Annotated in this window: 26 protein-coding genes and 1 pseudogene; 24 read left to right on the top strand and 3 right to left on the bottom strand. The window is 40.5% G+C overall.

Annotation, left to right across the window (positions count from 1 at the left end; genetic code table 11):
- The first annotated feature begins 9 nt into the window (after positions 1 to 9).
- The 3 genes from EJN67_RS08005 to EJN67_RS08015 are packed head-to-tail and all read left to right on the top strand — an operon-like array spanning position 10 to position 3,511.
- Positions 10 to 1,413, top strand: a complete 1,404-nt coding sequence (locus EJN67_RS08005) for a DUF3991 and toprim domain-containing protein (RefSeq protein WP_128751618.1) — start codon at positions 10 to 12, stop codon at positions 1,411 to 1,413.
- 24 nt (positions 1,414 to 1,437) lie between these two features.
- Positions 1,438 to 3,243, top strand: a complete 1,806-nt coding sequence (locus tag EJN67_RS08010) for a VirD4-like conjugal transfer protein, CD1115 family (protein ID WP_207207994.1) — start codon at positions 1,438 to 1,440, stop codon at positions 3,241 to 3,243.
- Between the two features lie 13 nt (positions 3,244 to 3,256).
- Positions 3,257 to 3,511: a helix-turn-helix domain-containing protein gene (locus tag EJN67_RS08015; RefSeq protein WP_128751619.1), complete on the top strand. Its 255-nt coding sequence runs from the start codon at positions 3,257 to 3,259 to the stop codon at positions 3,509 to 3,511.
- 174 nt (positions 3,512 to 3,685) lie between these two features.
- Here EJN67_RS08015 and EJN67_RS08020 read toward each other — a convergent pair whose 3' ends face one another.
- Complete coding sequence (locus tag EJN67_RS08020) at positions 3,686 to 4,009, bottom strand: helix-turn-helix domain-containing protein (protein WP_128751620.1); 324 nt, start codon at positions 4,007 to 4,009, stop codon at positions 3,686 to 3,688.
- Positions 4,010 to 4,171: 162 nt separating this feature from the next.
- On the opposite strand from EJN67_RS08020, the gene EJN67_RS14235 reads away from it, so the two are divergent.
- The 20 genes and pseudogenes from EJN67_RS14235 (at position 4,172) to EJN67_RS08115 (ending at position 22,673) form a co-directional block, all read left to right on the top strand.
- A complete protein-coding gene (locus tag EJN67_RS14235; RefSeq protein WP_128751621.1) occupies positions 4,172 to 4,345 on the top strand; it encodes a DNA-binding protein in 174 nt (57 codons plus the stop codon).
- A 14-nt stretch (positions 4,346 to 4,359) separates the two neighbouring features.
- Positions 4,360 to 4,974 (top strand): helix-turn-helix domain-containing protein, encoded by a 615-nt coding sequence (locus EJN67_RS08030; RefSeq protein WP_128751622.1) that lies wholly within the window; start codon positions 4,360 to 4,362, stop codon positions 4,972 to 4,974.
- Positions 4,975 to 5,132: 158 nt separating this feature from the next.
- The gene (locus EJN67_RS08035; protein WP_128751623.1) at positions 5,133 to 6,050 is read left to right on the top strand and encodes an ABC transporter ATP-binding protein; all 918 of its coding nucleotides are present in this window, start codon (positions 5,133 to 5,135) and stop codon (positions 6,048 to 6,050) included.
- Positions 6,043 to 6,792 carry an ABC transporter permease gene (locus tag EJN67_RS08040; protein WP_128751624.1) on the top strand — a complete coding sequence of 250 codons (750 nt, stop codon included), beginning with the start codon at positions 6,043 to 6,045 and terminating at the stop codon, positions 6,790 to 6,792. Before EJN67_RS08035 ends, EJN67_RS08040 begins: the two co-directional genes overlap by 8 nt.
- On the top strand, positions 6,792 to 7,637 hold the full coding sequence (locus tag EJN67_RS08045; protein ID WP_128751625.1) for an undecaprenyl-diphosphate phosphatase: 846 nt from the start codon (positions 6,792 to 6,794) through the stop codon (positions 7,635 to 7,637). The genes EJN67_RS08040 and EJN67_RS08045 overlap by 1 nt, the downstream gene beginning before the upstream one ends.
- A gap of 530 nt (positions 7,638 to 8,167) precedes the next feature.
- Positions 8,168 to 8,581 carry a sigma-70 family RNA polymerase sigma factor gene (locus tag EJN67_RS08050; RefSeq protein ID WP_129723827.1) on the top strand — a complete coding sequence of 138 codons (414 nt, stop codon included), beginning with the start codon at positions 8,168 to 8,170 and terminating at the stop codon, positions 8,579 to 8,581.
- A 154-nt stretch (positions 8,582 to 8,735) separates the two neighbouring features.
- On the top strand, positions 8,736 to 8,864 hold the full coding sequence (locus EJN67_RS14395; protein ID WP_279387723.1) for a hypothetical protein: 129 nt from the start codon (positions 8,736 to 8,738) through the stop codon (positions 8,862 to 8,864).
- 339 nt (positions 8,865 to 9,203) lie between these two features.
- On the top strand, positions 9,204 to 9,584 hold the full coding sequence (locus tag EJN67_RS08055) for a type II toxin-antitoxin system PemK/MazF family toxin (RefSeq protein ID WP_128751628.1): 381 nt from the start codon (positions 9,204 to 9,206) through the stop codon (positions 9,582 to 9,584).
- Positions 9,585 to 9,599: 15 nt separating this feature from the next.
- Complete coding sequence (locus EJN67_RS08060) at positions 9,600 to 9,971, top strand: recombinase family protein (RefSeq protein ID WP_128751629.1); 372 nt, start codon at positions 9,600 to 9,602, stop codon at positions 9,969 to 9,971.
- Between the two features lie 11 nt (positions 9,972 to 9,982).
- Positions 9,983 to 10,138, top strand: a complete 156-nt coding sequence (locus EJN67_RS14030; RefSeq protein ID WP_165000800.1) for an SHOCT domain-containing protein — start codon at positions 9,983 to 9,985, stop codon at positions 10,136 to 10,138.
- A 124-nt stretch (positions 10,139 to 10,262) separates the two neighbouring features.
- On the top strand, positions 10,263 to 11,837 hold the full coding sequence (locus EJN67_RS08065) for a recombinase family protein (RefSeq protein WP_128751630.1): 1,575 nt from the start codon (positions 10,263 to 10,265) through the stop codon (positions 11,835 to 11,837).
- The gene (locus EJN67_RS08070) at positions 11,834 to 12,697 is read left to right on the top strand and encodes a recombinase family protein (RefSeq protein WP_129723828.1); all 864 of its coding nucleotides are present in this window, start codon (positions 11,834 to 11,836) and stop codon (positions 12,695 to 12,697) included. Before EJN67_RS08065 ends, EJN67_RS08070 begins: the two co-directional genes overlap by 4 nt.
- A gap of 5 nt (positions 12,698 to 12,702) precedes the next feature.
- Positions 12,703 to 14,352, top strand: a complete 1,650-nt coding sequence (locus EJN67_RS08075) for a recombinase family protein (RefSeq protein WP_129723829.1) — start codon at positions 12,703 to 12,705, stop codon at positions 14,350 to 14,352.
- A gap of 424 nt (positions 14,353 to 14,776) precedes the next feature.
- Entirely contained in the window at positions 14,777 to 15,964 is a 1,188-nt protein-coding gene (locus tag EJN67_RS08085; RefSeq protein WP_129723830.1) for an ABC-three component system protein, read from the top strand.
- A gap of 10 nt (positions 15,965 to 15,974) precedes the next feature.
- Positions 15,975 to 16,463 carry a three component ABC system middle component gene (locus EJN67_RS08090; protein ID WP_129723831.1) on the top strand — a complete coding sequence of 163 codons (489 nt, stop codon included), beginning with the start codon at positions 15,975 to 15,977 and terminating at the stop codon, positions 16,461 to 16,463.
- The gene (locus EJN67_RS08095) at positions 16,460 to 18,376 is read left to right on the top strand and encodes a DUF3732 domain-containing protein (protein WP_129723832.1); all 1,917 of its coding nucleotides are present in this window, start codon (positions 16,460 to 16,462) and stop codon (positions 18,374 to 18,376) included. The genes EJN67_RS08090 and EJN67_RS08095 overlap by 4 nt, the downstream gene beginning before the upstream one ends.
- A gap of 95 nt (positions 18,377 to 18,471) precedes the next feature.
- Positions 18,472 to 20,361 (top strand): metallophosphoesterase family protein, encoded by a 1,890-nt coding sequence (locus EJN67_RS08100; RefSeq protein WP_128751638.1) that lies wholly within the window; start codon positions 18,472 to 18,474, stop codon positions 20,359 to 20,361.
- 220 nt (positions 20,362 to 20,581) lie between these two features.
- Complete coding sequence (locus tag EJN67_RS08105; protein WP_129723833.1) at positions 20,582 to 21,076, top strand: NUDIX hydrolase; 495 nt, start codon at positions 20,582 to 20,584, stop codon at positions 21,074 to 21,076.
- Positions 21,077 to 21,229: 153 nt separating this feature from the next.
- On the top strand, positions 21,230 to 21,823 hold the full coding sequence (locus tag EJN67_RS08110; protein ID WP_129723834.1) for a type IV toxin-antitoxin system AbiEi family antitoxin domain-containing protein: 594 nt from the start codon (positions 21,230 to 21,232) through the stop codon (positions 21,821 to 21,823).
- Positions 21,820 to 22,673, top strand: a pseudogene (locus EJN67_RS08115) (nucleotidyl transferase AbiEii/AbiGii toxin family protein). The gene EJN67_RS08110 and the pseudogene EJN67_RS08115 overlap by 4 nt, the downstream one beginning before the upstream one ends.
- Positions 22,674 to 23,295: 622 nt before the next feature.
- Here EJN67_RS08115 and EJN67_RS08120 read toward each other — a convergent pair.
- Both EJN67_RS08120 and EJN67_RS08125 read right to left on the bottom strand, forming a co-directional pair.
- On the bottom strand, positions 23,296 to 23,586 hold the full coding sequence (locus EJN67_RS08120; RefSeq protein ID WP_129723835.1) for a type II toxin-antitoxin system RelE/ParE family toxin: 291 nt from the start codon (positions 23,584 to 23,586) through the stop codon (positions 23,296 to 23,298).
- Positions 23,587 to 23,588: 2 nt separating this feature from the next.
- Positions 23,589 to 23,957: an AbrB/MazE/SpoVT family DNA-binding domain-containing protein gene (locus tag EJN67_RS08125; protein WP_129723836.1), complete on the bottom strand. Its 369-nt coding sequence runs from the start codon at positions 23,955 to 23,957 to the stop codon at positions 23,589 to 23,591.
- Between the two features lie 142 nt (positions 23,958 to 24,099).
- Here EJN67_RS08125 and EJN67_RS08130 point away from each other — a divergent pair, with 142 nt between their 5' ends.
- Positions 24,100 to 24,402 (top strand): hypothetical protein, encoded by a 303-nt coding sequence (locus EJN67_RS08130; RefSeq protein ID WP_129723837.1) that lies wholly within the window; start codon positions 24,100 to 24,102, stop codon positions 24,400 to 24,402.
- Positions 24,403 to 24,673 lie beyond the last annotated feature (271 nt).

Raw genomic sequence — 24,673 nt, forward strand, 5'->3', positions numbered from 1 at the left:
GGTTTTTTTGTGTCAGGCTATATCTATTTTACAGGTGAGCAAAAGGAACGAGCCAACTCCGTGGATCTGGTGGACTTTCTCCAGAGGCAGGGTGAAAAACTCCTGCCCTCCGGCAGAGATAAACGGCTGGCCAGAGATCGTAGTATTACTGTCCGTGGAAACCGCTGGTACGATCACTCCGCTCAGGAGGGTAGCTATGCTATCGATCTTGTCAAACGGCTATACAACCTATCTTTTCCGGAGGCGGTCAGCCTGCTGCTGGGTGGTGAGCAAGGTGTGGAATACCGGCAGCACAGCAAAAGCAGTGAGTCAGAACAGCGAAAGCCGTTCGTTTTGCCGCTAGCGCATACCGATATGCGCCGGGTATTTGCTTATCTCATCAAGCAGCGCTGCATCAGCCGGGAGGTGCTGTCTGAGTTTGCCAGAGAAAGGCTGCTGTTTGAGGATGCCGAATACCACAATGCCGTGTTTGTGGGCTTCGATGAAAAAGGCATTGCCCGTCATGCCCATAAGAAAAGTACGGCGACCGGCAGCAGCTTTCGCATCAATGTAGAGGGCAGCAATCCGGTCTACAGTTTTCATTATATTTCTAAAAATCCCTATCCCCATACGCTGTTTGTTTTTGAAGCGCCAATTGATTTGCTGTCATACATCAGCCTACATCCGCAGAACTGGAAGAATGCCAGCTATGTGGCGTTAAACGGTGTGTCGGAACAGCCTATCCTGAATCTGCTGAAGTTGTATCCGCAACTTGACCATGTGATTCTATGTCTCGATCATGATGCGGCAGGTATTGAGGCTACTGAGCGCATCTATGATATTTTAATGGAACATGGGCAGTTTGCAGTAGGTCAGGCGCAATCCAAATATAAAGACTGGAATGAGGATTTGAAAGCACAGCACGGTTTCACACCCATTCCTGCTGAGGAACATCCGCAACTGTTACTTCGTGATGAGCTATGTGAAGAAATTAGTAAATTCACATGGGAATATCAAGGTACCGACTGCTCCGTTGATGTGTTTCGGAAAACACTGCAAAACTGCCGAGGCAATCCACAGCAGAGGAAAAATGCACTGGTGGAACTGGCTGGTCTCTCTGTGCTGGCTGCTGCCAAGGAATACAAGCGCATCAGTTACTGCCGGGATTTGTCTACAGTGGAAAGCAGATTAAAATACAGCTTCAAAGCCTATCAAAACCGTGGCAGGCTGGAAAACAAACTAAGCGACATTGGAAACTTTCTGATGCCGCTTTTTTCATGCTCCCAAATAGAAACACAGAGCGAAAAGAAAAGCCGTGGGGAGAGTTTCGAGCAGCTGGCGTCCGAATGCTTAAAGGGCGCTGTCCTTGCGGAGCTTTCCATTCAGAAGGCGGCAGAAAAGAAACAAAAGCAAGGCGGCTTGTGCTTATCATAGCCGCCTATCGGAAAGGAATTCTCTATGCAGACAACACAAATTGTAACCTTAATTGTAATTGGGCTGGGGATGTTTGCTGTCATCGGCTTCATTTCCCTGCTGGCACATTACTATACCTTAAACGGTATCAAATCCAAGACCGTAGGTGACGGTCAGCATGGTACCGCCCGTTTTGCCACAGAAAGTGAAATCAAACGGACATACGCCCATGTACCCTATGAACCGGAGAAATGGCGGCGTGGGCAAAATCTGCCCGCCCTGCAGGGGCTTGTGGTGGGCTGCAAGCAGAAAGCAGGCGCTACCACTGCCTTGATTGATGACGGCGACATTCATTGCCTGATGATCGGTGCTGCCGGTGTAGGTAAAACCGCTAATTTTCTCTACCCCAACATCGAATACGCCTGTGCATCCGGCATGAGCTTCCTCTGCACCGATACCAAGGGGGATCTGTTCCGCAATTACGCAGGCATTGCAAAGGATTACTACGGCTACAAAATATCGGTGCTGGATCTGCGTAACCCCACCCGCTCGGATGGCGATAACATCCTGCAGCTGGTCAACCGCTATATGGATGCCTATATGGAAAATCCGGAGAACCTCGCTTTAAAAGCCAAGGCTGAGAAGTATGCCAAGATTACCGCCAAGACCATTATCTCCAGCAGCGGCGAGGACTCGGCAAACTACGGTCAAAATGCATTTTTCTATGATGCCGCCGAGGGTTTGTTGACCTCGGTTATTTTATTAATTGCGGAATACTGTCCTCCGAAGAAGCGACACATCATATCGGTGTTTAAAATGATACAGGATCTGCTGGCTCCCTCGCCGGTGAAGAATAAAAGCCAGTTCCAGCTTCTAATGGATAAGCTGCCGTCTGACCATAAAGCGAAATGGTTTGCGGGAGCCGCACTAAATACCGCAGACCAAGCGATGGCTTCTGTTCTTTCTACTGCCATGTCAAGACTGAATGCGTTTCTGGATTCCGAGATGGAGCAAATCCTGTGCTTTGACAGCTCTCTTGATACGGAAACCTTCTGTAAAGAAAAGTGTGCCATCTTTATCGTACTGCCAGAGGAAGATAATACGAAATATTTTATGGTGTCGCTCTTCCTGCAGCAGCTCTACCGGGAGATGCTGACAGTCGCTGATGAATACGGCGGCAAGCTCCCCAACCGAGTGATGATATTCGCAGACGAAATCGGAACCATCCCTAAAATCCAGTCGATGGAAATGATGTTCTCCGCCGGCCGTTCCCGCCGCATCAGCATGGTACCCATCATCCAATCCTTTGCCCAGCTTGAGAAAAACTACAGCAAGGAGGGTTCCGCTATCATCATCGACAACTGTCAGGATATTCTGTTCGGCGGTTTTGCCCCCAACTCGGAAAGCGCCGATATTCTCTCTAAAGCCCTTGGCAATAAGACCGTTATGTCCGGTTCCATCAGCAGAGGGAAAAACGATCCAAGTCAGAGCCTGCAGATGATCCAGCGACCGCTGATGACACCGGATGAGCTGAAAACCCTGCCCAAAGGCAATTTTATTCTGGCCAAGACTGGCTGCTATCCCATGCGCACCAAGCTACCGTTGTTTCTTAAATGGGGCATCCGCTTTGAAAAGCCCCTTGAGGTGGATGAACGAGCCGCCCGAAAGGTTCACTACGCTGACCGCTTCGAGCTGGAGCAGGAAATCCTCCAGCGAGGCTGTGCCCATGAGGAAGATGATTTTGCCGAGTTCCCAGAGCCACCCGGTGGCGACCGCAGCGGTGGATCTTTGCATACTCCAGTGCAGATGCATGAGCCGGAGCCTCCTGCCATGCCTCTGCGTACCGATTAGGGGGTGTTTGTGATTGAGCTATCTTTCCTCTCTCTACGCTGAAAATGTCCCTCACCGTGCTGTGGTGGTGTACCGCTACCTGAAAGATCGGGCAAACAAGGACGGAACCTGTTATCCTTCCATAGGTACCATTGCCAATGACCTGAAACTCTCACGCCGCACGGTGCAAAGAGCCATCGCTGACCTTGAAAAGACCGGGTATCTGCAAAAGGAGCAGCGCTGGCGGGAAAACGGCGGTAAGAGTAGTTTACTGTTTACCGTGAAATGAAAAAACACATACCCTGCCGCCAAGGGAGTAGTGCGCCCTGTTGGCGGCATATGGTATGTGTCATCATGACCTATGCAGTGAACCTTTCACTCTAAGGATTTCTTTAAACACAGAGAAAGAACAATATTGGGATAGAGATAACAATGACCATCCTTCCGAAAAGAAGATGGTCACTTACTTTGACTCCAGCATTGCTTTCGCCGTTGCGGTTATGATTTTAAGATCACGTTCATCGCATTGGGAGAGTAGCCGCATCAGCTGTTCTTTTTCATTCTCTGTATGTGGGTTTTTCGGGTAGAAAATATTGTCTGCAGGGATGTTCAGCACAAGAATGAGTTTACATAGCACCTCAAAGCTGGGCTGTTTATGTTCATTTTCCAGTGCCATGATATACCGACCCGTCACCCCGATCCGTTCGGCAAGCTCATCCTGTGTAAGATTGGCTGCTATTCTGGCCTGTTTGATGGTTGCTCCCAAATTATTTAGAATAATATTCACTTAACGTTCACCTCCTACACCATTTTACAGTTCGGGTAAAGAAAGCGGAACGTTTTGATAGTTCTCGTTTTATACGAACAATAATAGAATATTAACATTTTTATCTTGATTTTCTTCGTTTAAACGAATACAATAAGATATATCATGAAAGGATTTAAGAATATGGAATACATAACTGTTCGGGAAGCTGCCGAAAAATGGGATATTACAGAGCGCTGGGTGCAGAAACTCTGTGAAGAAAATAGAGTTAAGGGTGCAGTGCGGTTCAGCCGAGTATGGATGATACCAAAAAACGCGGAAAAGCCCTCTGATGGGCGGACGAAAGCGAATAAATAATAGGAGAATTATATATGGAATTTAACGAAAAACTACAACAGCTGCGGAAACAGAACGATATGACACAAGAACAGCTTGCGGAATTATTATATGTATCAAGAACAGCAATCTCGAAATGGGAAAACGGTAAAGGCTACCCAAATATAGAATCGCTAAAAAGTATATCAAAACTATTTTCGGTATCTATCGATGAATTGTTGTCCGGAGAAGAATTGATTACTCTTGCAGTTAACGAAAACCGTTCAAATATACATAAAATATTTGGTTTGATTAACGCCGCACTCGACTTGGCAGTTATTGCTTTTATTTTTTTACCGCTTTACGGCAAATCTGACGGTACATACATTCATTCTGTAAACCTTTTTTCATTTACAGACACAACACCAATAAATCTTGCAATTTATTGGGCTGTTTTTACTATCATTATCGTATTTGGTATCGCTCAGTTCATATTTAGCTACATTGAAAAAGAAAAATGGCAAGGACTTTCTGCTAAATTTTCATTTATAATTGAAGCATTTTCTATCTGTTTCTTTGCTGCAGCAAAAGAGCCTTACGTAACTGCACTTTTGTTTATACAATTTCTAATAAAAGTGTTGCTTTTGAAAAAAAGCGCCCAGATGAAGTAAAAAAGTTATAAACCCTTGAAAATAAGCCTTTGACACGAAAAGTGTCAGGGCTTTTTTCTGTTGTGATGATAGGTTTCTTGCCTCTTTCCGCATTTGACCGGATAATAAAATTGCAGTCTGGCATAGACAGCAATAAATAAAAAGAAGGGAAGATGTGTATGGAACATATTATTGAAACGAAAAATCTAACAAAACAATACGGAACATCTACCGTTGTTAATAATTTCAATCTTCACGTGCCTAAGGGTAAAATCTATGGTCTCCTCGGCAGAAATGGAGCCGGAAAAACTACCACAATGAAAATGATATTACAACTTGTGAAGCCAACGGCAGGAACAATCCGATTGTTTGGAATGGATTTCAGAGAAAACGAACATAGCATTTATCGAAAAGTAGGCTCAATTATTGAAACTCCGGGGTTTTATCATAATTTGACCGCCTATGAAAACCTGCAGATTTTAGGACGCTTAAGAGGACAGGAAAATGAAACAGAGATATATAAAGCGTTAGAAATAGTTGGACTTCAAAAGGAGTATAAAAAACCCTTTGGCAACTATTCTTTGGGAATGAAGCAGCGCCTTGGGATTGCTGCTGCAATTATGCACCAACCGGAGCTTCTTATTCTTGATGAACCAATTAACGGTCTTGACCCAATTGGTATATCAGAAATACGATCATTATTTTCGGCACTAAGTTGCGATAAAGGAACGACTATTTTAATCTCCAGCCACGTTTTAAGTGAAATTGAGCAAATTGCAGATTTCATAGGTGTGATGCACGAAGGGCGCTTGATTGAGGAAGTGAATATGGCTGAACTACACAAACGAAAACGCAGATATATTGAATTTGAGTTATCTGATATAACTGTTGCTTTAAATTTATTAGAAAGTAAATATCAGATTACAGATTGTTCGGTACATGGCAGTACAATCAAAATCTTTGACTGCACTTATAACCTTGGAGAAATTAATCGTACATTTGTGGAAAACGGTTTGCTTGTAACAAAGATTGGTCAAAGCAAAGAAAACTTAGAGGATTATTTTTCGAAACTGATTGGAGGTAGTGGTATTGCTTAATCTGATTACTTGTGAATTATTAAAGCTGAAGCATTCAAAGATGGTGCTTTTAAGTGTTTTAGGTGTCTTGGCTACACCATGCATGATGCTGGCCGGAGCATTGCAGATGCATTTTGAAGATCCTAATAAAATTTTCACCTTGGCTGACATCTACGATAACAGTCTGGTTTATGCGATGCTGCTCATTAACTTTATAGTTTATGTGACAGTAACTGCCTATTTATTCAGTCGTGAGTATAGTGAAAACACGTTGAAAACGCTGTTGCCAATACCTGTTTCACGAACAGCTTTTATTGTAGGAAAATTTCTTGTCCTATTTCTCTGGATTATGCTATTGACGGTTGTTACATGGGCAGGTATTCTTGCTTTGTTCTCAGTCTATCATGTTATATTTGGTATGCACAGTTTCAGTCTTAACGTTGCAGGGCTCTGGCTTTTAAAGTTTCTCCTTGGAAATATACTCATGTTTTTCACCCTATCCCCTTTTGCTTTTATTGCCCAAAAAACAAAAGGTCTGGTGGTGCCGATGATTGCTTCGGCAGTGGTTGTTATGAGTAGCGCAGCACTTTCCAATCAAGATATGGGAGCATTGTTTCCATGGACAGCAACCTATTTTTTAATGGACGGAAGGTTGGAAAGTATTGGATATCCAATTCCTTTATCAATTGCAATCATCTTTGCAATAAGTGTAGTTGGACTGCTTGCAACATTTAGATATTTCAAAGGGGAGGATTTAAAATAATGGAACTAAATTTTATAGAAATTCTCAAGGTCATTTTCCTTGGTATCGTGGAAGGAATCACAGAATGGTTACCAATCAGCAGTACCGGACATATGTTGCTTGTCGACGAATTAATTACTCTAAATATGAGTGAAGCGTTTAAGGAAATGTTCTTTGTAGTGATACAGCTTGGAGCGATTTTAGCGGTTGTAGTAAGGTTTTGGAACGAGATGTTTCCATTCCAGTTCAAAGATAAAACTCAGCCGATTGTAAAAAAGGACACTTTTTCGCTCTGGTTTAAGGTGGTCGTCGCCTGTATTCCAGGGGCTATTGTAACCCTCCTCTTTGATGACTATATTGAAGCACATTTCCATACCCCGGTTGTGATTGCCTCAACCTTAATTTTATATGGTATTGCATTTATTGTAATTGAAGTATGGAATAAAAAACGCGTGCCAAGCATACGCCACTTATCCGATATTACCTATAAAACTGCCTTGATAATTGGATTGTTTCAGGTGCTATCCATTATCCCCGGCACATCACGATCCGGTGCAACCATTGTCGGTGCATTACTAATTGGTGTGTCAAGAGTTGCAGCAGCAGAATTTACTTTTTTCCTTGCTGTACCTGTGATGTTTGGGCTAAGTGCACTGAAAATATTAAAATTTGGGTTTGCTTTTACAGGTATAGAAACCCTAACGCTGGGGCTTGGCATGACGGTAGCATTTTTAGTGTCAGTACTTGTAATCAAATTTTTGATGAGTTATATCAAAAAACATGACTTTAAGGTATTTGGTTGGTATCGAATTTTGATCGGAATAATTGTATTTCTTTATTTTGGGTTTGGTACATTTATTAGATGAACATTAGGGGTTGGGCGATAGCTCCAAACATATATTTCTGTGTATCTTTGTGTATTATAGGAACTCACTATTAAATCCCTATGATTTAAAATCTATTAATTTTAAATCAGCATAAATAGCAAGTATCACCCGCCGAATAAAAAAAACGGCGCTTTGGCGGGTCTTTCTCTATGCCCGGATCTTCTAAAGCAACCCTCCAAACCCGTGAAGTTTGGGGGGGTTTTTCATGTGTTGGTCAATGCATACCGCACCGCTGCGCATCTGCTGCAGCGACATTAGGTTATCTACATAACCCATATTTACATAGGTGATTCGTTAAAAAAAGCCTATATTTCTCAACGGAGAAGTATGCCTATCAATACGAACCAACAGAACAGATAAAACATGAATTAATGTATAAGAGCGTACAAACGGACTTTTTTGTCTGTGGGTATGCTCTTTTTGTTTTCCACCGCATAACGCCTCGGTGCCGGTCACCGCCTCTTGTCCTTCGTTTTCAATCACATTTTGAAAATTTGGAGGACAAGCATATGTCAGAGAACAAAAAATATACAATCGTAGTAAAACGGCAGCGTGTAGAGGTTAGCGAGGCCGTCTACCGTGCCTATCATAAAGAGCGGGAAGCGGAGCGTTATCAGAGTAAGCTTATCCGCCAGAACGAGTTGTCGCTGGAACGCTTCAGGGAGGACGGTGTCAATATTGATTACCTCATAGTCCGTGTTCAGCCGGACATCGTGGACAAGCTCATTCATCAGGAAAAGCTGGAGGCTCTGTGGAGCGCTCTTCAATCTTTGTCGGAGGATGAACGCTTGCTCATTGATGAAATATTTTTCAATGAGAAAAGCAAGTCACAAGTTGCCAGAAGTATTGGAGTAAACCAATCTACGGTCAGCCGCAGGCTCTCAAAAATTCTGTCTAAGCTAAAAAACTTGATGGAAATTTAATTTTTTAGCGCATAGCTCCCCTCACTTTTTCCTTTATAGAAGTGAGGGGGATTTTTTATCTCTCTTATGTTCCTTGAAAAACACCGAAGTCATTTGGTCATATCCAGTAGCTTAGATACATTAGCTGTTCAGCTCCGATGAGGGGAAAGCGGCTTTGGAGGACACGCCAAGACCATCTGCGGATAGATCAGAACTATCCGTAAACACGATAGCATCAAAGATGCCGAGCGAAAAATGTCCGTCCATAAAGCAATCTGTGGTAGATTGCCCCGCCATGACCTGAACAGCCTACAATGATACTTCCGCATAGCCACAGACATCGCAATGGGTGCGGTCGCCGGAGAACCCGGTGGGGGTGAGAGTCCCATGACAGCCAATAACCAAGGCTGGTTTAAGCTGACTGCCCAAAGGACGAAATCGTCCTTATGCCGCAGGCAATCTGCCTGTGGTGTTCTGCTTCGGGGAGTAGTGTCGAATAGAAGCAGCAGAAAACGAAGAACAAGAGTTTTGTTATACCAGAAACTATGGGGACAGCCGACCTGTGGGTATACCCGGTCAAATTCGGCGGCTGTCCTTATCCTTGTGGTATAACAACCAATTTCACGCAAAGGAGGAATGCGAAATGCGTATTTACAAAGGCGATATATTCTACGCCGATTTAACCCCTGTGGTTGGCTGTGAGCAGGGCGGCATCCGACCGGTACTGATTATCCAAAATGATATTGGAAACCGCTACAGTCCCACCGTTATCGTGGCCGCTATCACCAGCCGCACCGAAAAAAACCACCTGCCCACCCATATCCAACTGTGCAGCCAGCAGTATGGGCTGCGGCAGAATTCCCTTGTGCTTTTGGAGCAGGTGCGAACCATTGACCGTTCCCGCTTGCGTGAGTACATAGGCCATTTGAGCGAACCACAGATGCAGCAGGTCAATGAAGCCTTAGCCGTAAGCTTCGGTCTGGATGCCCTGCTGCCGGAACCGCAAATGAGCCTGAGCTTGTAAAAGGAGGTATTTTTTATGGACAAGAAATCCGCTTGGATTTACTGCCGCATCGATGCGCCGGAGGATGTACATGGCGCTTTGAAAGGACAATACGAAAGATTAGAAACCTATGCCGCACAGATGGGCTTTACCGTTGTCGGCTCTTCGCAGGATTTAGGCAGTGGTCTAAACTTTGACCGCTCCGGCCTGCAGGCTGTTCTGGAATCAGCAAAAGCCGGGAGCTTTCAGATTCTGTTGGTGGATTCGGTGAGCCGAATCGGGCGGGATATGAAAAAGACAATAGCATTTATTCAAACAATTAGCGGCTGCGGTATCAGCATTTACTCCCCGATGGAGGGAGAAATCAAGCTGTCTGATTTTATGAGGCCGCCGTTTCAATTGCGATAGGAGGAAATGCTATGACGAAAACAGAACCAGTAAACGAAGTCCGTTATTTAATGGCGCACAACTTCCTCACCTATCTTCTGGAGCAGGGCAAAATTACTCAGGAAGAATTTCAGATTGCAGACCAATTCGTGGTCGAAAAGTACAAGCCGAGGCTCCGGATTATTTAGTGGATTATGTGATAGCTTTCCCTGCATCTCTGTGGTAGTGTATGTGCTAATACCCAAGGGGTATTGAACTTACACGAAAGGAGCTGTCACACATGAAAATACGAAAACCAAAGGAGGTGCCGCCATGCCACAGGTACAGGTTATCGAACCGGTAAATTCCATTTACCGATATTCACCGCCCAAGCTGCGTGTCTGCGCCTACGCCAGAGTCAGCAGTGACTCCGCCGATCAGCTAAATTCCTTTTCCGTGCAGATGGAGCATTACACTTCCCTGATTGCCGAAAATGACGAATGGGAGCTGGTGGACATCTATGCCGATGAGGGCATTACCGGAACCCGGTCGGACAAGCGGGAGGAATTCCAGCGGATGCTTTCCGACTGCAGAAAGGGCAAAATCGACCGCATCCTTGTGAAATCCGTTTCCCGGTTTGCGAGGAACATTCATGACTGCCTCTCCACCGTCCGAGAGCTGAAAGCCCTCGGTGTAGAGGTGGAATTTGAGGAAGATGGTATCAAGACAGCGGATATGCACGATGAGATGATGATTGGAGCCTTCAGCTCCATCGCCCAAGAGGAATCCACCTCCATCTCTAACAATATGCGCTGGAGCTACGCTCGTAGGATGCAAAACGGAAATTTCACTTGTTGCTGCCCACCCTACGGATACGATCTTATAAACAACATACTGATTCCAAATCCCAAGGAAGCACCGATGGTGCGAAGAATATTCGGAAGCTACCTATCCGGCAAGAGCATGGAGCAGATAGCCAGTGAGCTGAACGCAGATGGCATCCCCTGCAAAAATGGAGAGGTAAAATGGCTGTATACCGCTGTCAGCTATATTCTCAAAAGCGAGCGTTACATCGGTGATGCCCTGCTGCAGAAATCCTACACCACCGACACCATGCCCTTTCAAACCAAGCGCAACAAGGGCGAGCGTGACCGCTATTACATCACCGGTTCCCATGAACCGATTATCAGCCGGTCGGAGTTTGAGCAGGCACAGCGGCTGATGAAAGCCCGTAACTCCCTTTATCCAAACAAGGGGCGTGGCAGGCAATACACTTTCTCACAGAAAATTCGATGTGGCAAATGCGGTACGAATTTCTCCCGCAGGGTGACCAATGGAAAAACCTATTGGGTATGCCACAGGCACTTCCGCAGCAAGGAGCTTTGCGAAATCCGTCAAATCCGGGAAGATGCCATCATGCAGGCGTTCATCCGAATGTACAACAAGTTAAAACAGAACAGCCGCTATATTCTCTCCTCCGCTTTAAACGAGCTGATGGATCTCAAATCCAAAATCACCATGAGCGATGTAAAAGTCGGAAGCATCAATAAGGAAATAGCGGAACTCACCAAGCAGAGTCTGGTACTGAATCGTCTCAGGACGAAAGGTTACATGGACTCTGCTGTTTTTATGCAGAAAAACAATGAAATCAACCAGCAGCTCGATTTGCTCAAGCGAAACCGCCGCAGACTGCTGGAAAGCGATGCGGACGATGAGATGATTTCCGACTGCAAGCTATTGATTGAGCTGATGGAACAGGGATCGCCGTACCTGACTGCTTTTGATGAAGCCCTATTTCACAGCATTGTCAATCAGATCGTTGTCACCGAGCAGGATAAACTCAAATTCTGCCTGATCGGTGGTCTTGCCTTTACCGAGCAGCTGCCCAAGGAGGTGTTCGGACGATGAATAAAAACCGATACCTTCCTTTCGGCTATCACATTCAAAACGGTACGCTGTGCATTCATGAAGCGGAAGCCACTGTGGTACGGCAAGTTTTTGAGGATTACCAAGCCGGGAAATCCTATCGCCGGATTGCCGAAAGCCTCACAGCCAAAGGCATCCCCTATATGGAGAATCGCACCGACTGGAATAAGCACAGGGTCAAGCGTATGCTGGAGAATTCACGTTACTGCGGCAGTGATGATTTCCCGCAGATTATCCCTGCCGACACGTTCGGGGCTGTAGCCGCCCTAATCGGGCAGAAAAGCCAAGGGGAGCCTTTATCCAAGGAACTGGACAGCATCCGCAGTAAGGCGATTTGTGGGGTTTGTGGAGCCAAGTACACAAGGGATGGCAGAAGCAAGAAGTATGAAGCGTGGTGCTGCTCCGCTGAGGGGCGCATCACACCCAAGCGCATCACTGACCAAGCCCTGCTGGAGAGCGTAACCGCAATCTTGAATATCATCATCAGTGAGCCGAGCCTGCTGGAGCTTCCTTTACCGCATAGGGAGAACTATTCCCTCGATGTTGCCCGGACAGAAAACCAAATCAACCGGGAGCTTGAAAAAAGCGAGGTGGACAGCGACTACATCAAGTTGCTGATATTCGGCTGTGCCGCCGCAAAATATGAGGCCTGCCCTGACAGGGAGCCGGAATACTTAACCCGCCGGTTGCTGGCGATATTTGAGCAACAGCCGCCGCTGGATGCTTTTTCGGTACGGATGTTTGAGGACACCGTCAAACAGGTGGTCATTGATTCGGACGGCAGCCTGGGGCTGCGAATGATCAACGGAAAGCTGATTCAAAATCAAGCAGGAAAGGAGTAACCGCCATGCAAGCACAAACCATAACACCCGTACAGAAAAGGGTTGATGTAATCCCCGCCAATATTCTTTTAACCAAACCAAACGCCAGAAAGAGAAAGCTGCGTGTGGCGGCCTACTGTCGGGTCAGCACCGAACAGGAAGAACAGCAATCCAGCTACGCTGCGCAGATTGCTTATTATACAGAGAAAATCAGCAAAAACAAGGATTGGGAGCTTGCCGGTATCTTTGCCGATGAGGGCATCACCGGAACCAGTGCCAAGAAGCGCACTGAGTTTCTCAAGCTCATGGCACTGTGCGAAAAGGGCAAAATCGACATGGTGCTGACCAAGTCCGTCTCCCGTTTTTCAAGAAACACGCTGGATGCCATTGGGTATATCCGGAAGCTCAAGGCAAAGGGCATCCCCATCATCTTTGAAAAAGAGGGCATCAACACGATGGAGATGGCCAGCGAAATGGCACTGTGCTTCCTCAGCGGCTTTGCGCAGGCAGAAAGCGAATCCATCAGCCGCAACGTCACATGGGGCAAACGCCAGAGCTTTAAAAGCGGAAAGGTGCCATTTCAATATTCCCGCATTTTAGGTTACGAAAAAGGCGAGGACGGTCAGCCAAAGATTGTGCCGGAGGAAGCGGAAATCGTCAAACGGATTTTCCGAAGCTATTACTCAGGTGCAAGCATCGGAAAGATAAAGAAATCTCTGGAGGCTGATAAAATCCTCACGCCCACCAGCAAGGAGGAATGGTCGCCGGGAGTGATCCAGTATATGCTTCGAAACGAGCGCTACATCGGGGATGCCCTACTGCAGAAAACCTATGTGGTGGACTGCCTAACCAAGGAAACCCGTAAAAACAATGGTGAAATCCCGCAGTATTATGTAACCGGAAATCATGAGCCGATTATTTCAAGGGATTTATTCAACCTTGTGCAGGAGGAAATCGCACGGAGAGCCGGTAAGCGAAAGGTGGCCAGAAAAGCTGTGAAAACCGAGAAAGGAAAATACAGCAGCAAATACGCCCTGACCGAGCTTCTCTGCTGCGTTGAATGCGGCACTCAGTACCGCAGGGTTACTTGGGCGAGAAATGGTAAGAAAAAGGTGGTCTGGCGTTGCATCAACCGCTTGGAATACGGCACGAAATACTGCAAGGAATCGCCTACCATAGAGGAAAGTCGCCTACACCAAGCCATTATCACCGCCCTGAACCGGCTGGATGAGGATAAAGCCGATGTTATCGAAACCCTCAAGGCAGGCCTGCAGCTGGCCATTGGTTCACAGGATGATGACAGCTTCAATGAAGCGGCTGTCCAAAACCGCATCGCCGAGCTGCAAAGCGTGATGATGGATTTAGTGGGACTCAGCTCCAAATCCAGTGCCGGTGCGGATTATTTCGATGCCAAGTTTGAAGAAATCGCTGCGGAGATAAAAGGGTTGCAGGGGCAGCTTGGAGAACACCAAGAACAAACCATGCTCGCTCAAAATACACAGGCACGAATCCACGAGCTGCTTTACATGATGGAAACCACCGATCTCAGCCTGAAAGAATATCGGGAGGATGTGGTTAAGGCTGTGATTGATAAGGTAGAGGTACTATCGGCAGATCGTATCTGGATTACCTTTAAGGGGAATACGGAAATGGGGCAGGAACTGCCGGGTGAATAAAAATGGCAGGAGAAGCCGCCACAAAGCTGGCGGCATTTCTCTTTTGGACAGAATTTCTGCTATATTTCAATCCGTTTCACCATAATACTGTGAATATTTCCATAATTTATACGGATTTAATTGCTTTGTTCGCTGTGACGATATATAATATATACAATATTTAATTGGCAAAGGATAGTTTTAATGGACTATATGACAGCGAAAGAAGCAGCGGAAAAATGGGCAATCACTCCACGCCGGGTACAGGTGCTTTGCGCACAGAGAAAAATACCGGGCGCTATTCGGTTTGGGGTTACTTGGGCGATACCCAACGATGCGGTGAAGCCCAAAGATGGTCGATATAATAAAAACAAGACAGAATAGAACAGCTTGATGTTACTAATAAATTGAGCGGTTAGAATATTTTTGTGGAGGGAGTGACATCATGGGTAGCCATCAAGCATCAGAACAAATGATAGGTTATCTTTATCAGGCTAGGTATGCATTGTACCTTTTATTGAATAATGATGATGAGCAATCAGAAATTAGCATTGAAAAATTTGACGATGTAAGCTTTGGAAACGATGATACTCCTGAAATCATGATTCAACTCAAGCATCATGTAAAGGCTTATGGTGATTTAAATAACGCAAGTACAGATATATGGAGAACACTAAAAGTCTGGATAGATGCTATTAAAAAGCAACCAGATTTACTGTCTAAAACAAAATTCATGATAATAACTACTGCTTCAGCACCAGGGGACACAGCAGCATATTATTTAAAAACTGAATCTGAAAAAAGAAATTCTATTTTGGCTTATAATATATTAAAGAAAGTTGCGGAAGAATCTCAGAACAAAAGCCACCAAAGTTATTATAAAGCATTTACCAGCATTCCAGAAACGCAAATTCAGCAATTATTAGATTGTATTTATATACTTGATAAGAGTAGCAATATAGTCGATGTTGAATCTGATATAAAAAAAGCTATTAGATATTGTAGCCTTCCTCAATATATTGATAAAATATGTGAACGTTTGGAAGGCTGGTGGTATAAGAAAACAATAGAAGCTTTATGCTCAGAAACACCGATATTCATATCTCAGAGTCAAGTGCGTTCACACATTGTATCGGTTGGATTGGAATATGCACCCGATAATTTACCTATTGATGTGGACGAATATGAAAACCTCAAATTAGAAGAGTTGTCTCCAAATGATCAAATATTTTATGAACAATTAAAGCTAATTTGTTTAGGAAGTAATAGATTGAGAATAGCAATCAGAGATTATTATCGTGCTTTCCAACAGCGAGCAAACTGGGTCAGGGAGGAATTATTATACACAAATGAGCTGGACAAATATGAAAAAAGGCTCATTGATGAATGGGAACATTCATTTTATGCAATGCAAGATGACTTGTTAGATTATGGGAATCAAGTTACGGAAGACATTAAAGTATCAAATGCCAAAAAACTGTATAGAGAAATTGAGGAAAAAGATATACGTGTTAGAGATCGTTGCAGTGATGCATTTGTAATGAGAGGCAGTTATCATATCTTAGCGAATCAGCTTAGGGTAGGATGGCATATTGATTTTTATGAGCGTTTAGAGCAATTATTAAAGAACTGAGGTGATTTATTTGAGGAATTGGAATCTTAGAGCAAAGGAAGTAGCTTATTTACTTAATCCGGCGTTTTGTGGTAGGCTATTGCACAGTTGCATTAAAACATATAATGAGGTGACAAAAAGAGCTTTTCCATTTCCTCTTGTTTATCTGGTTCTTCCATTGATACTTCATAAAAAAACTAGAGAGTGCATATCAAGTCGTACACAATTGATCATATGGCAACAACGATATCCTGAATTATTAATAGGTTTTGCTGAGAGAACAAAAGATATGGTACAGATAACCAATGAGGCTATGGAGCTTTTGCTTCAAAGTGGTGTTGTACTGTTAACAAACGCTGCAGAGCTTGAAATATCTCAAACGATTCGACCGCTCAGTAAGACAAAATATGTTAATGACGAAATCAAAGATTGTCTTAATAAAAGCGAACATGTAGCTAAATGGTTTGCTGCAGCAGGAAAAGTTGAAACAGTATATGTTAGTTTGGGGGTAAGACCATGATGCAAATACGAGAATTAGTCCTATACGGATTAAATGGACAAGTAAGGCATTTGCCATTTCAATTAGGAAAGGTCAATATAATATCAGGAAAATCAAAATCCGGAAAATCCGCTGTGGGCGACATAATTGATTATTGCCTTGGCGGAAGTTCTTGTGATATTGCCGATGGCGTAATTAGAGAAAATGTGTCGTGGTATGGATTGCTATTGCAGTTTGATAGCGAAAGAGTATTTGTAGCTCGCCAAAATCCGCCCCCCGGTCAACAGTCTACCGGCTTCTGTTATATTGAGATTGGAGAAAAAATAGAAGTTCCCGAAAAATGTGATTTTGTTTCCAATACTAATGTTGCTGGATTGGAGGAGGCTTTAACTAAGAGATTAGACATTTCTGAGAACCTAAATATACCGCCAGACGGACAAAGCCGCGATCCCCTTGCTGCTAATATTAGACATGCATTATACTACTGCTTTCAAAATCAGGATGAGATAGCAGCAAAAACTTTTTTATTTCATAAGCAATCGGAAGATTTCATTACTCAGGCCATAAAAGACACTTTGCCATATTTTTTGGGTATAGTGAATGAGGAATCGCTAGCTTTAGAAAATGAAAGAAGTATTCTAAAAAGAAAATTAGCAATTGAAAAACGCAGACTGGAAGAAATTAGAATGCTTCAAGGAGGAGGTTTACAAAGGGCCATTTCATTAATATCCGAAGCAAAGTATGTAGGCCTTTTATACGATAATATTGAAGCAGATTATGACAGTTACGAATCTGTGTATAAAGTTTTAAAAAGCGTGAATGAATGGACTCCTGTAAATGCTGAAACTGTTGGTATGGATCGTTTAAGCTTTTTACAATCAGAGCTTAAAAAATCTGAGGATGAATTGGAACAACTTAATCAGGATATTAGTAATGCAAAAACATTTGCAGGAGAAACGAGCGGCTACGCGAATGAAGTTGAGCATCAGAAAATTAGGCTGAGTTCAATTGGCTTATTTGAAAAGCTTGATTTTAGACCGGATCATTGCCCCTTATGTGCCAACAAACTAGAAATGCCTTTGCCCAATATTGACATGATAAGAACCGCTATTAAAAACCTAGATGACAATATACAAAACGTTACTCGAGAAAAACCCAAATTAAGAAAATATATTGACTCACTTGAATCAGAGAGGGAAAAAATACGACAAGACATTATCCAAGTAAAGTCTGAAATTGATGGCATTTATACTCAAAATCAGGATGCTATCGCATTAAAAGATTTAAATTCTAGACGTGCAAAAGTAGTTGGTAGAATTAGTCTATGGTTGGAAAGCGTAGAGCAACATGACGACTCTACAGGTAAAGAAAAAGCCATTAAAAAGATTGAGGACAGAATATGTGATATTGATGAAATATTAGATAAAGACTCACTAGAAGATCGTAAGCAATCTGTATTATCACGAATATCTGTAGATATGAGTGAATGGGCTAAAGAACTGAACTTGGAACATTCTGAAAACCCATATCGTCTAGATATGAACAAAGTTACAGTTATTGTGGATAAAGCTGATCGCCCTGTTCCTTTAAAACAGCTCGGCAGTGGGTCAAATTGGGTCGGGATACATTTAATAACCTACTTTGCGTTACATAAATATTTTATTACTCTGAACAGGCCGGTGCCTAATTTTATATTTTTGGATCAACCTTCACAGGTCTATTTTCCATCAGAATTGGATGAAAAAAATACAGATTGGAATATGGTTAGCACCTTGTATAACTTTATCACCAATAGGACATCAGAACTAAAGGGAAAGCTTCAAGTTATTATAGTAGATCATGCTAATTTAAAAGATGAGAATTTTCGTAATTCTGTTATTGAAGATTGGTGGAATGAAAATAACTTAGTACCGGAAGATTGGTATAAAAAATAAAACACACTTGGAAATGGGATATACAATGTCAACATTATCTAACTGTTTTTTGTTTTCATGATATAATTATTTAAAAGTAGAGCCGAGGTGAAATAATGAAATGGTTACATCTATCTGATTTGCATTTTAATCCTGATGATGATGGTACAGATAGTAATTATTTAAGAGATAAACTAAAGGATTTTTTATATCAAAACCAAGTTGTTGTAGACTATTTGATCCTTTCAGGTGACTTTAGGGATGCAAGTTGCCAAGATGATACTGACGAAAACGCCCAAAAAGTTGCACAGTTTATTTTGGGAATCACAAAATTAGTTGGAATAACTAATACATGTAATATTTTGTGCGTACCGGGAAATCATGATTTGAATCGAGACTATAATAATAGACAAGAACTACTTATTACTGAAAAAAGCAAATATCAAACCGAAAAAGGTAGATTCGTTAATTTGCCTGAATTAGTTGATGCTTTTTCATTTTACAAGAAAGTACTGAACTTTATCTACGGTACTGATTTTGTCAATACAATGTTTGATAATTGTTATAAGATCAGTCCTCATAAAGCTGTGGTGACAAAGGATTGTAATATTTTACTGATTAACACAGAACTTTTAGCGGGACAAAGTGTTGAAGATGCCAGTGGAAACAAATGCATAAATGATGCCGGAACGCTAATGGCAGGCAGTAGTTATGTTCTGAATGAGCTTTTAACCGTCAAGCCTACTGAAAAAATAACAATTGCTGTTGGTCATCGAGGGCTTGACTTGCTGGAACCTACTGAAAAAAGAAAGCTTGTAAATATTTTTAATGACTATGGAGTCTGCTTATATTTATGTGGACATAGTCATACGTTATGGGTAGATGACACCTTGGGTGTCCCGCAAGTCACTGTAGGATGTATAAAACAAGAAAATGGAGTAAGAGCAGGTTTTTCGTTGGGGGAGTTTTGTGTAGAGAGTAATAATATTAATATCTCTGCGTATTCTTGGGAAAACAATAGTTGGAACAAATATCAACATTTCTACAAAGGCAATTCAGATCTGCATATAGATTTAAATGGAGTTGCAGAAGCTTACGGTGGTGGTTTTGACAATAAAATTAAAATTGTTTTGGATGGCAGAGTAAGAGAGTTCTATTGCAGAGTTCCAACAGAGGGTATGAAATTTTGGATTGAACATTCTCCTATGATATCGGTGGGTTCAGGAAGCTTAACTTGCGTATTGAAAAACAATCAATACACACATCTTATTAACTACAATCATACATTTATATTGTCAAATGCTGTATGGAAAGTCATAGGAATAGACTCAACTATTTCCGGTGTCACAAAACTCACCTGTAATAGAGAATTAAAAGGTCCATCCGATGATTTTAAAACAGGAATTGCAAACAAGGACTCAATTTCAAACTACCGGATAGAATTACTGTCACCAATCGAAAATATAGGAGTAGATCAAAAAATAGAATTACTACCGCTACTAATTAAAGATTACAAACATATTAAGGATGCAAAGCTTCTCTTGTCTGTATCCAATCAAAATATAATAGCTTCAGATAAGATGTCTATAATAGGAAAAAGCATTGGAAAGACAGATATTTTGATTTGGTGGGAAGATGACGATGAGATATTTTTGCGATTCTCTGTAAATGTATGCGATGAAAAACAAGAAAACGTAGGCTATAGACTATATAGAGAGGATTTAGCATTTAACAGTAAATCATACTTTGATTATTCTGTCAGAATAAAAAACAAAGTTCGCATTGGAGTTGAAAAATATATAAACGGTGAACAGGTTTCCGTAGACAAGCCCCTTGAATTTTGCCTTATAAGTAAAGAAGATAATTGTTCCATGCCAATACAACAACTGGAAAATTCCGTAATTGAGGTCGATACATCAGCAATGAGTTACGGAAAACTATATTCTTTGACTATTAAGGGTGAAACACAAATGCAAGCAGAGATTTGTGGAAAAGGTCTTTTTTAACCCCTGAATCTTTCAAAGAAGATTCTGCATCTATTTTGTACTAATTACACATACATAAACTAAATATTGATACAATGTAAAAAACTGCACACCCTATTGCTAAATTATGCACATGGGTGTGCAGTTTTTTATTATTGTTTATATATAATATAGTTAAGATTTGGAAGATTATGCAACCAAATTAAATTGAGTATTTATCGTAGAATGGGGAGGAGTTTCTATGGAAACATGGGATATATTAGATGAGAATGGGAATGTGACTGGAAAAACTATTACTAGAGGAGAAAACTTAAGAGATGGCGAATATCATTTAATAGTGCATATATGGATTATTAATGGCAAAAGAGAAATATTAATTCAAAAAAGGCCAAAAAATTTAAAATTTGCTCCAGGAAAATGGGCAACTACTGGAGGATCAGCAATACAAGGAGAAGATAGTATTACAGCTGTATGTAGGGAAACGAAAGAAGAATTGGGAATTGATATTCACCCATCATATAAACCTATTAGATATAAACGGAAGAATGATTTTACTGATATTTGGGTAGTAAAACAAGAGATAAATTTGGAAGATATTAAGTTGCAAAAAGAAGAAGTAAGCGATGTTAAATGGGTAACCGTAGAAGAATTAAGGGATATGATATATAAAGGTGAATTTCATAGATATAGTGATAAGTATTTTGAACTGCTTTCAAAGTATATTAAAATTTTTTAGATATTAATATAAAAGTAGCAATATAGCCTATTTATCAGTAATTGGATTGCACAATTATAATGAAGTCTTATATAAGTTTAAACATAAAATGATTTACATTTACGCTCAAATGGTTTATAATTATAGTGTAAAAGTAAATGGGGGTTGATAATTATGAATTATCAAGATAAATTGGAAAGACTAATCGATGTCAAGGATGGTTTAATCTTTACGAAAGAAGTTGAAGAAGCAGGTATTCCAAGACAATATTTAAATATTTTAGTAAAAGAGAATAAATTAGAGAGGGTTGCTCATGGGGTATATTTGACACCAGATACATTTGATGATGAAATGTACATACTTCAGGCTAAAAATCAGAGGGCTATTTTTTCCCATGAAACTGCATTGTATTTACATGACTTAATAGATAGAGATCCCATTGAATGGTCTGTAACTGTTCCTTATGGATATAATGCTACCCATTTAAGAAACGAAGGTGTTAAAGTCTGCACTGTTAAGAAGCCACTTTATCAGATGGGTGTTACTGAATTAAGAACTATCTATGGAAGGCCTATTAAAGCATATAACAAGGAAAGAACTATTTGTGATATTATTAGAAACAGAAATAATATGGATATTGCCATTTTAAATGAATCCATTAAAAGGTATTTAGGTTCTAAGGATAAAAATATTCCATTGCTATTAAGATATGCAAAAGAATTAGGAGTACAAAATTACTTAAGAAAGTATATGGAGATATTGCTATGAAAAATTTAAGGCAACTGAAAGATTTAATAAATAACATAGCCAAGGAAAATAATATAAATGCACAGATTTTATTAAGGAACTATATGCTAGAAAGGCTTCTTGAAAGAATATCACTTTCTGAATTTAAGGATAAGTTTATTTTAAAAGGTGGTATGTTGGTAGCACCTTTAGTTGGTGTAGATATGAGGTCTACCGTAGATATGGATGCGACTATAAAAGCTTATCCAGTAACAAAAGAATCTATTGAAAGTGCATTTAAAAACATATTATCTGTGTCAATAGATGATGGCGTAGATATTATATTTAAAGGGATAGAAGAAATACGAACTGAAGATGAGTACAATGGATTTAGAGTATCCCTTGAAGCCTGTATGGAAAATGCTAGAATACCATTAAAGGTTGATATTACTACAGGTGATGAAATTACACCAAACGAAGTTGGTTATACCTTTGATTTATTGTTAGAGGACAGAAGTATATATATATTCTTGCTTATAATATAGAAACTGTTATAGCTGAGAAACTTGAAACAATTATTTCAAGAAGTATTGCAAATACAAGGCTGAGGGATTTTTATGATATTTATATTTTGCTAAAAGTTCAAGGGCATAATATTAATAAGGATTTACTAACTGAAGCAATTATAGCAACATCAGAAAGAAGGGGTTCGTCAAATATTTTGCAAGAAGGAGATTTAATTCTTGAAGAGATTTTTTCAAGTGACATTTTATATAGCCACTGGACTAGATATCAGAAGAAATATAGTTATGCTAATGACATATCATGGGATGAAATAAAAGAATCAGTTTTTGTAATATGGAACAGTTTAGATATATCTTTGAAGAATTAGAAGATAAAAATATAAAGTAGTACAAGTGCCCCCTAGTTTAAAGGTTATAAAGCTTAAGACTAGCGGACTGTTTTTTATCTCAATTAAAATATAATAGAAATTAGATAATATATTTGATAAAATAATTGATGTACATAAGTAATATTATGTGTCGCTAAACGGGCGAGCATGGAAACCTGCCCCTACGAATAACATGGGTAAATCGTTAGTAGGGGATGGGTTCCATCCCATCCTGCATAATACACATCATTTACATTATATGCAACAGGAGTATTTAGGAAAAAAGAATTCTTTATATTGACTTACTTATATTGCTAAATTGTATTAAAATTTAAGTCTATAGACATAAAAGGCTATAATATTGATACAATAGAAATTCCTTGATTTCAAGGAGTTTTCGTTGTTTTTGGGGATAAATTTAAGATAGGATTTTTTATATACTTGCACACAGTAATGCTAAATTATGCACACGGGTGTGCAGTTTTGTTGGGTGGGTGTACTTTTTAGTGATAAGGGATTGGGAGAGTTCACAATTAAGAAAGGTTTCCTATTTCTATATATTAATATTATTTCTTTATATGGGCTATCAAGGGAAAAGAGCAAAATAGCCCTCTGTCGAGAGCTATTTAATATATCGCTTTAGTTGTTCATAAAAATTTTCACGAGTTCCAGCAAGAAGTACAATAATCTTTTTACCGTCAACCTCACTTATGGTATAGGCAATTTCATAATTGATACCTTTATATTTTACATCGAAACCATAAACACCAGATAGATCACCATGTTTTGGCTGACCGATATAAGGATTTTCACTTAATTTTAGTAAAGCTGTTTTATATGCATTCTTTAGAGGCTTTTCTTTTAATTTTTTAAAAAAGCGTTCAGCTTGAGGGCTGAACAGTATTTCGTACATAATCAGTCCTCTGAACCAAAGATGTCATCAAAATTTGCTGCTTTCTTTTCACCCGCTGCAATGGCATCTTCTTCTTCAAGCATATTGGTAACGGCTTTTTTAATATTTTTACTTTGCACTTTAAACTGCTCTACTAGTTCATCACCTGAATATCCTTGAGAAACTAGATCCTCGAGTATTTCAACGGAAAATTCACTAGGTTCTCTATGAAGAGGCTGAATGATAATTTTACCATCTTCAAGCGAGCATTCAACTTCGCTTCCAAGTTCAAGATGTTTATAGAATTGTAAAGGTATTGTAATTTGACGTTTTTTTGAAACGCTGATTATTTTACGATCCATAATATCACGCTCCATAGCAATTGTAGACATATTTATAGCCTCCTTTATAGTATATGCTAAATTCATAAATATAATACCTATATCTTTGTATCTTTATAACTATTATAACAAAGAAACAAAGAAAATTCAATAAAAAATAAAGATAGAAATTGTAGAAAAACTTCTTAGAAAGATGGTTGATGAGAATTCTAGAAAGGCTATGGACCAAACGGAATACTCCAAAAAGTATAATAAGTTAGTTGAAAGATATAAAAAAGCCCAAGATGAATTAAACGAAATTGAAGAAAAGCAACAAGATGATAAGGTTAGAAAAGATAGCATAGATACCTTTATAGATAGACTTAAAAGCCAAGATACAATTTTAGCAGATTTTGATGAAGCTTTATGGACAGCCATTGTAGATAAGATAGTTATAGAAAAAAATATTACATTTCACTTCAAGGATGGAACTAAAATTAAACAGGAAATATTATAAAAATCAAAACCTGCTGATTTAAAGGTTATAGGGCCTTAGACTAGTGGGTTATTTTTTATTTTAATTTGGTAGAGATTAATTAATATATATGATAGAATAAAAGAAATCAAGGATAGTTGATTAAAATAATTGATGCATATCAATATCTAAATTGCAATATTAAATGCAACACTTTTGAGAAAATCATACTTATCCATTTACTTCCTCTTGTCAAGGGGAGGGTGGAGATTTTCGAGTGTATACGAGAAAATACTACCCAACCTTGACAACG

The sequence above is a fragment of the Xylanivirga thermophila genome (assembly GCF_004138105.1).
Taxonomy (GTDB): Bacteria; Bacillota; Clostridia; order Caldicoprobacterales; family Xylanivirgaceae; genus Xylanivirga; species Xylanivirga thermophila.